The sequence below is a fragment of the Pseudomonas sp. JUb42 genome (genome assembly GCF_024807945.1).
GTDB lineage: Bacteria > Pseudomonadota > Gammaproteobacteria > Pseudomonadales > Pseudomonadaceae > Aquipseudomonas.
Window position 1 is genome coordinate 229985 of record NZ_JANUFD010000009.1, and the last position, 15165, is coordinate 245149.

A 15165-nucleotide genomic window follows, 5' to 3' on the forward strand; every position below is an offset into this window, starting at 1 on the left:
GTTTTACAAGGCAAAAAGCCATTATTTTCGCAGATACTCGGAACGGTCCACATCCAGTGCGGTCCAGTAAAGGGATACTACCCCAGTCACATGAGGGTGACTTTTGAACACATCCAAAGCAGCAACCGGCATTGCCGGCCTCGACGATATCCTGGTGGGCGGCCTTTCGCGCAGCCACGTTTTTCTGCTCGAAGGCGAACCCGGTACTGGCAAAACCACCGTAGCCCTGCAGTTTCTGCTGGCCGGTGCACAAGCGGGCGAACGCTCGCTCTATATCACTCTGTCCGAAACGGACAAGGAATTGCGCGACGGTGCGCTCTCCCACGGCTGGACCTTCGATGAAAGCATCGACATTTTCGAACTGACCCCGCCGGAGAGCCTGCTCGACCCTGAACATCAGCAAAGCCTGTTGTACTCGTCCGATCTGGAACTGGGCGAAGCGACCCGGCAGATCTTTGATGCGGTGGAGCGTGTGCGCCCTACCCGCGTGGTGATCGACAGTCTTTCGGAAATCCGTCTGCTGGCACAAAGCTCGTTGCGCTACCGGCGACAGATTCTGGCCATCAAGCATTACTTCGCGCGCTACGACGCCACGGTATTGCTGCTGGACGACCTGACGACCGAATCCCTGGACAAGACTGTCCATAGCGTCGCCCATGGCGTCATTCGCCTGGAAGAACTCAACCCCAACTACGGGGCCGAGCGCCGACGCCTGCGAGTGGTCAAGTATCGCGGGCAGAAATACCGCGGCGGCTGGCACGACTTCACCATTCTCGCCGACGGCATCCATGTCTTTCCGCGGCTGGTGGCGGCCGAACACCGTAACCGCAACGACAGCCAGCAGCTGAGCAGCAGCATCCAGGAACTCGACGATCTGCTCGGTGGCGGTATCGACAGCGGCTCCAGCACGCTGATCCTCGGCCCGGCCGGTACCGGTAAATCTCTGATCTCGCTGATCTTCGCCGCTGCTGCGGTGACCCGTGGCGAACGCGTCGGCCTGTTTATCTTCGATGAAGAGCTGGGCCTGCTGCATTCACGCATGCGCAAGATCGGCATCGACCTGCAAGCCCTGAAGGCAACCGGCAACCTGTTGATCGAACAGGTCGACGCCGCGGAACTGTCGCCGGGGGAATTTTCCCACCGGGTGCGCCACTACGTGGACAAGAAGCAGATCAAGACTGTGGTTATCGATAGCCTCAACGGCTATCAGGCGGCCATGCCGGAAGAGAACGCACTGGTCTTGCATATGCACGAACTGCTGCTGTACTTGAACCGCCAGGGCGCCTCAACCTTCATGACGGTGGCCCAGCACGGCCTGGTCGGCGACATGCGCGCGCCGGTCGACATCACGTACCTGGCCGACACCGTGATCCTGTTGCGTTATTTCGAGGCCTTGGGCAAGGTGCGTCGGGCCATTTCCATCATCAAGAAACGCACAGGCACTCACGAGTCAACCATTCGTGAATACCGCATCAACTCCACCGGCCTTAAAATCGGTGCACCGCTGCACGATTTCCAGGGCGTCCTGCGGGGCGTCCCCCATTACTTTGGCGAAAGCATGCCGTTATTGCAGGACGAGGATACGTGAGCACGCCAGGGTTGTTGTCGGAACGCGCCGTCATTCTCGCGCCATTGGGCCGGGACAGTCAGATTGCCCTGATGGTTTTGCAGCAGGCCGGTTTTCCGGCCTTGATTGCCCACGATTTGAATGAGTTGCACAGGGAACTGAGCCTGGGCGCAGGCTTGGCAATCATCGCCGATGAAGCCCTGCGCGGTGCTGATATCAACCCGCTGCTGAGCCTGTTGGCCGGGCAACCGGCCTGGTCGGACCTGCCCATCGTATTGCTGACTCACCATGGCGGGCCGGAGCGCAATCCTTCGGCTCACCTGGGCAGGCAACTGGGCAACGTGACCTTTCTCGAGCGACCGTTTCACCCGGCGACCCTGGTCAGTCTGGTGACCACCGCCGTGCGCAGCAGGCGTCGTCAGTATGAAGCGCGCAGCCGCATGGAGGATATGCTGGAAAGCGAGCAGCGCCTGCAACATGCGCTCAAGGCCGGGCGCCTGGGTTCCTGGCAACTGGAAGCGCAATTCCTCGAACTCAAGTGCTCGGCCATGAGCAAGTCCCACTATGGCCGCGACGAAGACCAGTCCTTTACCTACCAGGACTGGCTGGAAACGGTCTACCCGCAGGACCAGCCGCGCATGCAGTCGGCCCTGCAATTGAGCCTGGACATGGGCCATGACTTTGTCATCGAATTCCGCAATATCTGGCCGGACGGCTCACTGAACTGGGTCGAGGTGCGGGCCAGGGCGATTCGCGCGCGCAACGGCCGGGTGGTCTCGCTGGTCGGCGTGACCTCGGACATCACCGAGCGCAAATTGGCCGAAGCCCAGTTGCGACGCCTCAACGAAACCCTGGAGCAGCAGGTCGAGGAACGCACCTCGCAACTGCGGCACAACGAAGAAGTGCTGCGCCAGTCGCAGAAAATGGAAGCCGTCGGCCAGTTGACCGGCGGTATCGCCCATGACTTCAACAATATGCTGACCGGCATCATCGGCAGCCTGGAGCTGTTGCGACGACGACTGTCCCGTGGTCGTACCGAGGATCTCGATGGTCTCATCGATCTGGGTGTCACCTCCGCCAATCGCGCCGCCGCCCTCACCCACCGCCTTCTGGCCTTTTCGCGCCGCCAGTCACTGGATTCCAAGCCGGTGGAGATGAATCAGCTGGTCAACTCCATGGGCGAACTGCTGCACCGCAGCATCAACGAAAGCATCCGTCTGGAAATGGTTCTCAACGAAAAGCTCTGGACCGCCGAAGCCGACCCCAATCAGCTGGAAAGCGCCCTGCTCAATCTGGTGCTCAATGCTCGGGATGCGATGCCGGACGGCGGCCTGTTGCTGATCGAAACCAGCAACCAGCGCCTGGACCGCGATTACACCAACGATCATGAAAACCTGCTGCCCGGCGACTATGTGGTGCTCAGCGTCAGCGACACCGGCTGCGGCATGCCGGAAAGCGTGATCAGCCGCGCGTTCGACCCGTTTTTCACCACCAAGCCCATCGGCCAGGGCACAGGCCTTGGGCTGTCGATGATCTATGGCTTCAGCAAGCAGTCCCATGGCCATGTAACGATCAAGAGCGATGTCGGCCAGGGCACCACGGTGCAGTTGTTCCTGCCGCGCTATCAAGGCGCGCAGAGTGAGGATGAACAGACCCTGCCCAATCAGGCAACTCGCGCTCGGGATGGCGAAACGGTGCTGATCGTCGAAGACGACCCGGCGGTGCGGGCCCTGGTCAGTGAGGTGCTGGGGGAATTGGGTTACGGCTTCGTCCAGGCTGGCGACGCCGACAACGCTTTGCCGATCATCGAATCAGGCCAGCGTATCGACCTGCTGATCAGTGATGTGGGCTTGCCCGGCATGAACGGAAGACAACTGGCGGAAATCGCCCGCCAACTGCGTCCGGAACTGAAAGTGCTGTTTATCACCGGCTATGCCGAACATGCCGCCGTACGCGCCGGTTTTCTCGATCCGGGCATGCAGATGATCACCAAGCCCTTTGCCTTCGACCATTTGACGGCCAAGGTGCGGGAGATGATTGGCACTTGAGGGCCGCAGGCTAATCAATATGTCTTGCGCGTCTGAGATATCGCTTTCGCGGGCAAGCCGCGCTCCCACGAACGGCACAGTCTGTGGGAGCGCGGCTTGCCCGCGAAGAGGCCGGCATGACCGATACAGCTTTGTCGGCGGGCCTTTATCTTCGTAGCAATAATGCCGATTTCAGGCCAACAGCGCCTGAATCTTGGTGTGCAAGGTTTCCATGGTGAACGGCTTGGCCAGGATCGGCGCCTTGCGCGCGATGGGGCTGCCGGACTCGAGGATTTCCGCCGGATAACCGCTGATAAAGATCACCTTGAGCTCCGGACGCAGCTTCACTGCGGGCTCGGCAATCATCACCCCGGACACCCCGCCCGGCAGGCGATAGTCAGTGATCATCAGGTCCAGATGGGGCTTGGTGGCCAGGATTTCGAAAGCCTGCTCGCCGTTTTCCGCCTGCAGGACCCGATAACCTTCACCCGACAAATAATCGCTGAGCAGCATCAGAATCAGCGGCTCGTCTTCAACGATCAGTACGACATTTTCAGCATCAGCGCTCATGGAACGGTCTTCTCTTCAAATAGCTGCCATTACGACCATGGGCGGTTCTGGAGGTTGCGTTAACTGTCAGATAATTCTGCAAAAGGGCATTTTTATAACGGCAGGCTGACACGGAACATCGAACCTTCGCCCTCTTCGCTCTGCACGCTGATCTGTCCGCCATGGGCCGCGACGATCTGCTCGGAGATAAACAGCCCCAGCCCCAGCCCGGCAATCGCATGGTTGGAAGCGACCCGCTCGAACTGCTGGAAGATCCGTTTCTGGTTCTGCGCACTGATCCCGATACCCTGGTCGCGCACCTCGACCCTGGCCTCGCCGTCCTGACAGTAAACCTTCACTTCAATGGGCTTGCGCGCGCCATAGCGCAGCGCATTGGTCAGCAGGTTGGCCACCACCTGCTCGATACGGAACTCGTCCCAGACACCGATTACCGGCTCGTCGGCATGCAGGCTGATGGTCGATTGCGCCGCGGTGATCTGCGCGGCAAAACCTTCAATCAGGTTGCTGACCAGTTCGCTGAGATCGAACGGGCCGGGGCGGATCGACAGCTTGCCGGTGCGGATACGCGAGACGTCGAGCATATCTTCAATCAGGCGGATCAGGCTCTGGATCTGACGCTCATCGCGATCGACCATGCCGCGCAGCTTGTCCATGGTGAAGGCATCGGCGTTGTCCTTGGCCAGGTGCAGTTTGCGCAGCTGGGTCTCGAGAATCAGGCCGTTGAGCGGCGTACGCACCTCATGGGAAACGATGGACATGAAGTCATCGCGCATGCGCACGGCACGCTCCAGCTCGTTCTGGGTCGCCTGCAACTGCTTGAGCAGCGCTTCCTGCTCCTGACGGCTCTGCTCCAGGGCCTCGACCTGCATACGCATGGCCTTGCGCTGGCGATAGAGGTCGACGAAGACATTGACCTTGCTCTTGACCGCATGGATATCCAGAGGCTTGTGCAGGAAGTCCACGGCCCCGCTCTCGTAGCCTTTGAAGGCGTAATTGAGCTCGCGTCCCGCCGCGCTGACAAAGACGATGGGGATGCTCTTGGTCTTCTCCGTGCCGCGCATCATCTCCGCCAGCTCGAAGCCGTTCATGCCGGGCATCTGCACATCGAGAATGGCCAGGGCGAACTCGTGTTCGAGCAGCAGCGACAAGGCCTCGTCCGCCGACAGCGCCTTGAACACGGCACGGTCCTCGCGCTTGATCAGGGCTTCCAGGGCCAGCAGGTTTTCCGGCAGATCGTCGACGATCAGCAGCTTGGCTTTTATATGTCTCAACATGCGGTTCGTTCCAGATCGATCAGCAATTGACCGATGTCGTGCAGCGGCAAAAGATAGTTCGGTGTGTGCAGGGCCAACGCCGCTTCGGGCATGGTCCGCGACTGAGCCTCGGCCGGGTCCTGGACCACAGTCAGGCCGCCGGCAAGCTTGATCTGAAGCAGGCCCCGAGCGCCGTCATTGTTGGCACCGGTGAGCAATATGCCGGCCAGACGCGGGCCATAGGCGTCGGCGGCAGAGGCAAACAGAATGTCGATACTAGGGCGCGAATGAAACACCCGCTCCTCCTGGCTGAACGACAGGCTAAGGTCCGTTTCCACGGACAGGTGATAACCGGGCGCGGCGAAATACAGGGTGCCGGGCGCGATGATTTCCTTGTCGTCAGCTTCCTTGACCGTGATCGGCAGGCGCGATTGAAAGACGTGAGCCAGCTGGCTGCGGCGCTCATCCGAGAGGTGCAGGACAGTGATGATCGGCAGGCGAAAATCAGCGCCGATGACAGCGAAGATTTTCAGCAATGCCTCCACGCCACCGGCCGACGCGCCAACGACGATGGCGTCGACCACGGGCAGGTTGGGCAACTCGGTCACGGAGGTGTTCATGACTTGCGGTAGATCCGTTCCTGTTTGACCAACGGCTCGAAATCGCCACTGTAACCGGAGAAGTCGAGAGTTTCCTTGCTGCCCAGGACCAGGAAGCCGCGATGACACAGCGACTCGTGAAACAACCCGAAAGCCCGATCCTGAAGCTTTTTATTGAAATAAATCAGAACGTTACGGCAGGAAATCAATTGTGTTTCAGAGAACACGCTGTCCGTGGCCAGGCTGTGATCGGCGAAGGTCACGTTCTCGCGCAGGGTCTTGTCGAAAATCGCATATTCATAGGCGGATGTGTAGTAGTCGGAAAATGAACGCTGACCACCGGCCTTTTGATAGTTCTCGGTATACGCGCGCACGCTCTCCATGGAAAAAATGCCTTGTTTGGCCTTGTCCAGGGAGGTCGGATTGATATCGGTGGCGTAGATGATGGTCCGGTCGAGCAGGCCTTCTTCGCGCAGCAGGATGGCCATGGAGTACACCTCCTCCCCCGTGCTGCAGCCGGCAATCCAGATCTTCAGCGACGGATAGGTCCTGAGTACCGGCACCACTTCCCGACGGATTGCCAGGAAATGCGAAGGATCACGAAACATCTCGCTGACCGGGATGGTCAGGAACTGCAAAAGTTGCAGAAACGCCGCAGGGTCATGCAGAACCCGCTCCTGCAACGCGGAAACCGTGTTGCAGTCGAACTGGCGCAGCGCATGATTGACCCGGCGTTTGATCGAGGCGCCGGAATAATCGCGAAAATCGTAGCTGTATTTGAGGTAGATGGCCTCGATCAACAGACGCAATTCGATATCGATGTTTCGCTCAGGGTGCATGGGTAAACCTGGTGATGACTGCAACACAACTAAAACCTGCGCTTGTAGGAGCTGCCGAAGGCTGCGATCAGATTCACCCTGCTTCGCAGCCTTCGGTAGCGCCTACATCTCGCTTCATGGATATACGTCAGTGAGGCCTTTGGCCACACCCATTCAAATACGTTCCATTTTCGGCAACCACACGCGAATCAGCGAGAACAGTCGGTCAAGGTCGATGGGCTTGGCCAGGTAATCGTTGGAACCGGCCTGCAGGCAGCGCTCCTGGTCGTCCTTCATGGCTTTGGCCGTGACCGCGATAATCGGCAGTTTGCGCCAGCGTGGATCCTTGCGGATTTCGATGGTCGCTTCGTAGCCATCCATCTCCGGCATCATTACATCCATCAGCACCAGGTCGACGTCTTCGACTTCATTGAGCTTGGCGATGGCTTCGATACCGTTGCGCGCAATCTCGATCACTGCGCCCTTATGCTCCAGGGCGCTGGTCAGGGCGAAGATATTGCGCACGTCGTCGTCCACCACGAGGATCTTGCGACCCTCGAAGACCTTGTCGCGGCTGCGCGCAGTCTTGAGCATCTTTTGCCGCTCGTTGGACAGTTGCGACTCGACCTTGTGCAGGAACAGCGTCACCTCATCGAGCAGCCGCTCCGGAGAACGTGCGCCCTTGATGATGATCGAGCGCGAGTACTTGAGCAGCTCGGCTTCTTCGTCGCGGGTCAGATTGCGCCCGGTGTAGACGATGACCGGCGGGAACGAGCAGATGTCCTCGGTGGACATGCGCTTGAGCAGGTCATTGCCGAGCATGTCCGGCAACTTCAGGTCGATGATCATGCAGTCGTAGATGTTGTCACGCAGCAGGTCCAGAGCATCCTGGGCAAAGCCTACGGCGGTGATTTCGATGTCATCGTCGCCGATCAGGCGGGCAATGCTGTCGCGCTGCAAAGCGTCATCTTCCACCAACAGAACGCGCTTGACCTTCTGGGTCAGCTTGGCTTCCAGCTTGGCAAAGACATCCTTGAGCTCTTCACGAGTGGTCGGCTTGACCGCATAACCCACGGCGCCCATATGCATCGCTGCTTCCTGACGGTCTTCCACCGAGATCACGTGCACCGGGATGTGCCGGGTCGGCGCGTACTCCTTGAGACGCTGCAGCACAGTCAGGCCGGAGTGATCAGGCAGGCGCATGTCCAGCAGGATGGCATCGGGCACAAACTGTGCGGCCAAATCAAAGCCGTGGTCCGCCGCGTGGGCGACCAGGCAGTAGTAACCCAGCTCATGGGCCAGATCGAAGAGGATCCGCGCAAAACCGGGCTCATCTTCGATCACCAGAATGCAGCGCTTGTTGAACGGCGCCTTGTCCCGGTCATCGATAAAGGTCGGCACCACCAGTTGGGGAGGCGGTGCTACAGGCGCGGGCTGAACAGGCATGGCAAAGGCTTGAGGCAATGGCGTAACGGGCGAAGCGACCACGACCCCTTCCTGCCCTGCCACCTGAGGTACCGGCTCGACGTACTGCTCCGGCAGGACCAGGGTGAAGATACTGCCCTGCCCCGGCGCACTGGTGACGCTGATGGAGCCGCCCAACAGACCGGCCAGATCCCGGGAGATCGACAGGCCCAGACCGGTGCCGCCGTAACGGCGGTTGGTGGTGCCGTCAGCCTGGCGGAAGGCTTCGAAGATGCTTTGCTGCTGATCCTCGGCGATACCGATACCCGAATCGCGCACGATAAAGGCGATGCCGGCGTTAGGCTGACGCGACACGGTCATGCTCACGGCGCCGCTTTCGGTGAACTTGACCGCATTGGACAGCAGGTTCTTGAGGATCTGCTCCAGGCGCTGGCGGTCGGTGTACAGCATGGTCGGCGCACCAGCCTGCACCTCCACCTGGAAGTCCAGCTTCTTCTCGGTCGCCAGAGGCTGGAACATATTGCGCAGCCCCTCGACCAACCGCATGACGCTGCTGTTTTCCGGGCGCATCTCCAGCTTGCCGGCTTCGACCTTGGAAATGTCGAGAATGTCGTTGATCAGGTGCAGCAGATCGTTGCCCGCCGAATAGATCGACTCGGCAAACTTCACCTGTTCTGCGGTGAGGTTTTCCGTCGGGTTTTCCGCCAACAGCTTGGCCAGAATCAGCGAGCTGTTGAGCGGCGTACGCAACTCGTGGGACATGTTCGCGAGGAATTCGGACTTGTACTTGCTCGAACGCTGCAACTCTTCGGCGCGGGCTTCCAGCTCGATCTGGGCAATGTGCAACTCTTCGTTGTTACGGTCCAGGGCATCGCGCTGATCGGCAAGAGCCTGGCCCTGTTCGGCCAATTGCTCATTGGTGGTCTCCAGCTCGGCCTGCTGGGTTTCCAGGTGGACCTGGGACTCCTTGAGAATCCGCGACTGTTCTTCCAGTTCTTCGTTGGCAGTACGCAGCTCTTCCTGCTGGACCTGCAACTCTTCGTTGAGCTGTTGGGTCTCGGCCAGCACTTCCTGCAGGCGCTGGCGATAACGCGCGGCTTCCAGGGAGGTACCGACGTTATTGGCAATGATCTCGAGGAACTCGATATCTCGCTCGGTCAGGTCGCGCAGGAAACCCAGTTCGATCACGCCGTTGACCTGATCGTCATTGTGGGTCGGCACCACGACCACATTACGCGGCACACCCTCGCCGAGGCCGGAGCTGACCTTGAAATAGTTGCTCGGCACATCCGCCAAGGTAATGGTCTTGTTCTGCTGCGCCACCTGGCCGACGATGCCTTCGTCGCCAAACAGCGACTGATCCTGCTGCTCCTGCTCGCGCGAGAAGCCGTAGGACGCGATGCGCTTGAGGCCGCCGTGTTCCTGGCGCACATAGACCGCTGCGACTACGGTACCCAGGTAGCTGGCAAAGAATTGCAGAACATTACGCCCGACATTGTTCAGGGTCAGCTGGCCGAGCATCTGCTCGGCCAGCTCGCTCTGCCCATTGCGCAGCCACGCCACTTTTTGCAGGCGCTCGCCGTCGAGCTCCTGACGACGCAGGTTTTCGCCGTAGGTGGTGGACAATTGCAGCATATCGCGGCGACCGACCCAAGCCAGGATGCCGCTGACGCTGAGCACGAAAACCAGGTACAGGGTGACAAGAAAGATAGTCGTGCGCGTCACGTCGGCGTTGCGATTCAGGCGCAGCTGCTGCTCCATGGCCACCGCATCGTCGTATTCGGTGCGGATTTCATCCGTCAGGCGCTTGCCGCGCCCGGCCTGAATCGCCGAAGCATAATCACCGTTCTGGCGACGCAGGGTGATCATTTCCTGGGCGAAATCGTTCCAGTCGTTCTGCAGGGCAAGAATGCGACGGAAGCGATCGGACTGGGTCGGGTTATCCGCAACCAGGTCCTGCAGGCCCTTGAGCACGGCACGCACGCCGGGCTTGGCGACTTCGTAAGGATCAAGGAAGTGCTCATCGCCGGTGAGCAGGAAGCCGCGCATGCCGGTTTCCATGTCCACGGACAGCTTCAGCGACCGATTGACGTTATTGATCACCCGGTCGGTATGCTCGACCCACTGGATCACCGAAAGCAGGTAAGTGATCAGGACAACGAAAAACACGCCGCTGAGCACGCCGACTGCCAAGGGCAGGCCAACGTTGCGACTCAGGAGTTTGCGAAAGCGTTGTTCATCGACAATCGACGGTTGAATCATGAGAATTCCCAGGCGATTACATCAAGGCGATGGAGTTTGCCGTAAACTCTAGAATAAGGCTCTGATTTCTGACACATCAGATTGAAATTTCAGACATAAAATTCGCGGTTTCGCAGATAAGCAAGCGTCTTTTGCTGTTTCAAGGCGAAAAAGCCTTTCATTTAGATCTGTCGTTTCGATGATCCGGAACTTTCTTCGGGATTTACCTCACTGAATCGAGTCTGTCGCATCTTTACCCCATCACTGTTTTGCTCAAGGGAGTTCCCCATGCCTGCCACCGCCAGCACGATCCTAGTGGTCGAAGACGACGCCATCGTTCGCATGCTGATCGTCGACGTCCTCGAAGAGCTGGAATATCAAGTGCTGGAAGCAGAGGACAGTGATGCCGCCCTGGCTCAACTGGAGAAGCCGGAACAGGCTATCCATCTGTTGATGACTGATCATGGCCTGCCCGGCATGACGGGCAGCGAACTGGCCAGCAAAGCCCTGGAATTGCGCCCCGGCCTGCACGTACTGATTGCCAGCGGCTACGGCAATAATATTATCGATATGCACCCGAGCGCCCATTCTCTGGGCAAGCCGTTCTCCATCGATCAACTGCGCGACAAAGTGAAAGAAATTCTTGGCTAACGATCAATCGCCGCACCCCGTTTCAGCTGCGCAGACCAAGCTCCTGATCATCGGTTACGTCTGGCCCGAGCCGCGCTCGTCGGCTGCCAGCGGCCATGTCATGCAATTGATCCAGTGCTTCCTGGAACAGGGCTGGGACATCACCTTCGCCAGCCCGGCCACCGAAGGCGAGCATCGCGCTGATCTCGCCGGACTGGGTATCCGCGAAACCCATATCGAACTCAATAACAGCAGTTTCGACGTATTTATCGGCAAACTGCAGCCCGATATCGTCCTGTTCGACCAGTTCATGATCGAGGAGCAATTCGGCTGGCGAGTGGAAAAACATTGCCCCCAGGCGTTGCGCATCCTTGAAACATCGGACTTGCAGAGCCTGCGCCACGGCCGTCATCAGCAGCTCAAGGATTACCTGAACAATCAGGGCCAGGGTGATGAACTCGACGCATTCTTCGCACAATCCGAGACCGGTATCTTCGAGGCCATGGCTGACGGCGACCTGGCACAGCGGGAGATCGCCGCGTTGTACCGCTGCGATCTCAACCTGATGACCTCCGACGTCGAGATACGCCTGCTCAAGGAGCGCTTCGGCCTGCCGGATCAGCTTCTGCACTGGTGTCCGCTGATGCTGGCGGACGTCCACCCGGGAAATCCCCGGTCTTTTACCGAGCGGGCAAATTTCCTCAGCATCGGCAACTTTCGCCATGCGCCGAACTGGGACGCCGTGCTCTGGCTCAAGAGCGCCATCTGGCCGCTGATCCGCCAGCAACTGCCCGGCGCCCAGTTACATATCTACGGCGCCTATACCCCGCCCAAGGCCACGGCGCTGCATAACGCCAGCCAGGGTTTTCATATCAAGAACTGGGCCGAAGATGCCTTGCAGGTCATGGCGGCCGCGCGGGTCTGCCTGGCGCCGCTGCGCTTCGGTGCGGGGATAAAGGGCAAGATCGTCGACGCCATGACCTGCGGCACGCCCAATGTCACGACCAACATCGGTGCCGAAGCCATGAACGGCGACCTGCCCTGGCCCGGCCTGATCGCCAATAGCGCCCAGGGCATTGCCGACGCTGCCGTACGCCTGTATCAGGATGAAGCCCTGTGGAATCAGGCCCAGGCCAACGGCTGGCAGGTCCTGGCTGCGCGCTACCGGTACCGTCAGCACTGCGCCAGCCTGATCGAGCGTATCGCCGACTGCCGCCAGCACCTGACGCAACGACGCACGGCCAACTTCATCGGCAGCATGCTGCGCCACCACCAGCACAAAAGTACCCAGTACATGGCGCAGTGGATCGAGGCGAAGAATCGGTTAGCCTGAACCTGCGCATACCTTGTTGGAGCCGGGCTTGGCCGCGAAGGCCGCAGCCCGGCGTGTCTGATTCACTCCATCCCCCTTTCGCGGGCAAGCCTCGCTCCAACGAGCCAGTCATTTGAAGCAAATTGATGCCTGCGCAGAAAAAATCATGCACATTAAGCGCCTTGACCATTCCGACTACCCGGTCACGCCATGACAAAAACAACAAGAGTCACCGACCCATCCTATGAATTGATGGACGACCACAACGGCCTGTCGATCATTTACCGCGAGCACGGTTTCCCCTGCCCGCTGGTGCGCTGGCACTTCCACAAGGAGTATGAGCTGCACCTGATCGTCGCCAGTTCCGGCAAAGTGTTTGTCGGCGACTACATCGGCAACTTCTACCCCCAGACCCTGTTTCTTACCGGCCCCAATCTGCCTCATAACTGGATCAGCCAGGTCGAGGAAGACGAAGTCGTGCCCAAGCGCGACATGCTGGTGAACTTCACCGATGAGCTGCTGGAAAGCGGCATTCAGGTCTTTACCGAGCTGCGCACCCTGGCGCCGCTGCTGGAGCGGGCGCAATACGGTGTCGAGTTCCGCTGCCCGCGCACCATTGCCCAGGCCGCCCGGCTGATGCAGAAGATTGCCGATACCAAGGGCATTACGCGCCTGGGGCATTTCCTGATCCTGCTGGAGTTGCTCGCCGCCAGCGATGACTATCAGCTGCTGTCCGGCACCAAGGCGCCGCAGATGGCCGACGAGCACAGCATCGACCGCACCAACCGCGCGGTGGATTACATCTTTACCCACTACGCCCGGGAACTGCCTCTCGAAGAAGTAGCCAGCTACCTGGGCATGAAGCCGACCTATTTCTCTCGCGTATTCAAACAGGCCACCGGGCGCAGCTTCGTCGAGTTCGTCAATCGCCTGCGGGTCAGCAAGTCCTGTGAGCTGCTGGCCGACGGCGACCGACCGGTTACCGACGTGTGCTTTGAGTCGGGCTTCAACAATATTTCCAACTTCAACCGCCGCTTCCAGCAGCTCAAGGGCATGACGCCTTCGCACTATCGGCGCCTGGCCGTTCAGCGCCTGACCGAACAAAACCTGTACTGATTCTCTCCTCTCTCATCCTGCTGAACTACGCTGAATCTGCGCCGAACCTTGTTCGAGCGCAGTTGTCTCGTATCAGGCACTTCTTCAGCAGTGCAAAATAGTATCGGTTGCAGTGTGCCGCAGGATTTGTCTTGGCGGCGCCGGACCGCTGTAATCAGTACTCATCTTCCTGCCCTCCGGAAGATACAAAAACAATAACCGAGCTTCTGTAGCCCCCTGGCGCAGAAGAGGAGTGATCGATGAAGACCTCAGCAAAACTGCTACTTGCCGGTACCTGTCTGTCCATCAGCGCCATCGCCTCTGCGGGCGACGTCACCATCGCCACCGTCAACAACAGCGACATGATCCGCATGCAGAAGCTCTCGAAGACTTTCGAAGAGCAGCACCCGGACATCAAGCTCAAGTGGGTGGTCCTGGAAGAGAACGTTCTGCGCCAGCGCGTCACCACCGATATTGCCACCAAGGGCGGCCAGTTCGACGTGCTGACCATCGGCATGTACGAAGCATCGCTGTGGGGCGCCAAGGGCTGGCTGAAGGAAATGAAGGACCTGCCAGCCAATTATGCGCTGGATGACGTCTTCCCTTCCGTGCGTGACGGTCTGTCCGTCGACGGCAAACTGTTCGCTCTGCCGTTCTACGCCGAAAGCTCGATCACTTACTATCGCAAGGACCTGTTCAAGGCCGCCGGCCTGACCATGCCGGAGCGCCCGACCTGGACCCAGATCGGCGAATTCGCCGACAAGCTCACCGACAAGTCCAAGGAACAGTACGGCCTGTGCCTGCGCGGCAAGCCGGGCTGGGGTGAGAACATGGCGCTGATCACCACCGTGGCCAATGCCTTCGGCGCCCGCTGGTTCGACGAAAACTGGAAAGCCCAGTTCGACCAGCCTGAGTGGAAAAACGCGCTGAACTTCTACGTCAACGCCATGAAGAAAAACGGCCCGCCGGGCGCCTCCAGCAACGGCTTCAACGAAAACCTGGCGCTGTTCAACAGCGGCAAGTGCGCCATGTGGGTCGACGCCTCTGTGGCCGGTTCCTTCGTGACCGACAAATCCCAGAGCAAGGTCGCCGATAACGTCGGCTTCACCTACGCTCCGCACGAAGTCACCGACAAAGGCTCGGCCTGGTTGTACTCGTGGGCCCTGGGCATTCCGGCGAGCGCGAAGAACAGCAAAGACGCCCAGGCGTTCACCGAGTGGGCGACATCAAAAGAGTACGCAGCGCTGGTTGCCGAGAAAGACGGCGTCGCCAACGTACCGCCAGGCACTCGCGCATCGACCTATAACGATGCTTATGCCAAGGCAGCGCCGTTCTCCACCATTACCCTGGAATCGCTCAAAGCAGTGACGCCTAAAGCACCGACCCTCAAGCCGGTTCCTTATGTCGGCATCCAGTTGGTGACCATCCCTGAGTTCCAGTCCATCGGCACTGCAGTCGGCCAACAGTTCGCTGCGGCCCTGACCGGTCAGAGCACGGTCGATGCCGCCCTGGCCGCCGCGCAAACGGCTACCGAGCGCGATATGAAGCGGGCCGGTTACCCGAAAAAGAACTAGTCAGCCCTGACAGTCCTTTGATGTCAGGACGCGCCTGCGCGTCCTGACCGTTCC

The 15165-nt window shown here is 59.5% G+C and carries 11 protein-coding genes; 6 read left to right on the plus strand and 5 right to left on the minus strand.

Annotated features, from left to right (window positions below; translation table 11 throughout):
• The first annotated feature begins 103 nt into the window (after positions 1 to 103).
• Together M2401_RS19520 and M2401_RS19525 are read left to right on the plus strand one after the other, a co-directional pair.
• Positions 104 to 1588: an ATPase domain-containing protein gene (locus tag M2401_RS19520; protein ID WP_259105235.1), complete on the plus strand. Its 1485-nt coding sequence runs from the start codon at positions 104 to 106 to the stop codon at positions 1586 to 1588.
• A complete protein-coding gene (locus M2401_RS19525) occupies positions 1585 to 3615 on the plus strand; it encodes a response regulator (RefSeq protein WP_259105236.1) in 2031 nt (676 codons plus the stop codon). Before M2401_RS19520 ends, M2401_RS19525 begins: the two co-directional genes overlap by 4 nt.
• A gap of 171 nt (positions 3616 to 3786) precedes the next feature.
• Here M2401_RS19525 and M2401_RS19530 read toward each other — a convergent pair whose 3' ends face one another.
• The 5 genes from M2401_RS19530 to M2401_RS19550 form a co-directional block, all read right to left on the minus strand.
• Complete coding sequence (locus tag M2401_RS19530) at positions 3787 to 4164, minus strand: response regulator (RefSeq protein ID WP_259105237.1); 378 nt, start codon at positions 4162 to 4164, stop codon at positions 3787 to 3789.
• A gap of 92 nt (positions 4165 to 4256) precedes the next feature.
• Positions 4257 to 5438, minus strand: coding sequence for a hybrid sensor histidine kinase/response regulator (locus M2401_RS19535; protein ID WP_259105238.1), 1182 nt, complete (start codon positions 5436 to 5438; stop codon positions 4257 to 4259).
• Positions 5432 to 6037: a chemotaxis protein CheB gene (locus M2401_RS19540; RefSeq protein WP_259105239.1), complete on the minus strand. Its 606-nt coding sequence runs from the start codon at positions 6035 to 6037 to the stop codon at positions 5432 to 5434. The genes M2401_RS19535 and M2401_RS19540 overlap by 7 nt, the downstream gene beginning before the upstream one ends.
• Positions 6034 to 6855: a protein-glutamate O-methyltransferase CheR gene (locus tag M2401_RS19545; RefSeq protein ID WP_259105240.1), complete on the minus strand. Its 822-nt coding sequence runs from the start codon at positions 6853 to 6855 to the stop codon at positions 6034 to 6036. Before M2401_RS19545 ends, M2401_RS19540 begins: the two co-directional genes overlap by 4 nt.
• A 153-nt stretch (positions 6856 to 7008) precedes the next feature.
• The gene (locus tag M2401_RS19550) at positions 7009 to 10521 is read right to left on the minus strand and encodes a response regulator (protein WP_259105241.1); all 3513 of its coding nucleotides are present in this window, start codon (positions 10519 to 10521) and stop codon (positions 7009 to 7011) included.
• Positions 10522 to 10788: 267 nt separating this feature from the next.
• Here M2401_RS19550 and M2401_RS19555 point away from each other — a divergent pair, with 267 nt between their 5' ends.
• The 4 genes from M2401_RS19555 (at position 10789) to M2401_RS19570 (ending at position 15111) form a co-directional block, all read left to right on the plus strand.
• Positions 10789 to 11151 carry a response regulator gene (locus M2401_RS19555; protein WP_259105242.1) on the plus strand — a complete coding sequence of 121 codons (363 nt, stop codon included), beginning with the start codon at positions 10789 to 10791 and terminating at the stop codon, positions 11149 to 11151.
• The gene (locus tag M2401_RS19560) at positions 11144 to 12463 is read left to right on the plus strand and encodes a glycosyltransferase family 4 protein (protein WP_259105244.1); all 1320 of its coding nucleotides are present in this window, start codon (positions 11144 to 11146) and stop codon (positions 12461 to 12463) included. Before M2401_RS19555 ends, M2401_RS19560 begins: the two co-directional genes overlap by 8 nt.
• 189 nt (positions 12464 to 12652) lie before the next feature.
• On the plus strand, positions 12653 to 13558 hold the full coding sequence (locus M2401_RS19565; protein WP_259105245.1) for an AraC family transcriptional regulator: 906 nt from the start codon (positions 12653 to 12655) through the stop codon (positions 13556 to 13558).
• A 239-nt stretch (positions 13559 to 13797) separates the two neighbouring features.
• Positions 13798 to 15111, plus strand: coding sequence for a sugar ABC transporter substrate-binding protein (locus M2401_RS19570; RefSeq protein WP_259105247.1), 1314 nt, complete (start codon positions 13798 to 13800; stop codon positions 15109 to 15111).
• Positions 15112 to 15165: the final 54 nt, after the last annotated feature.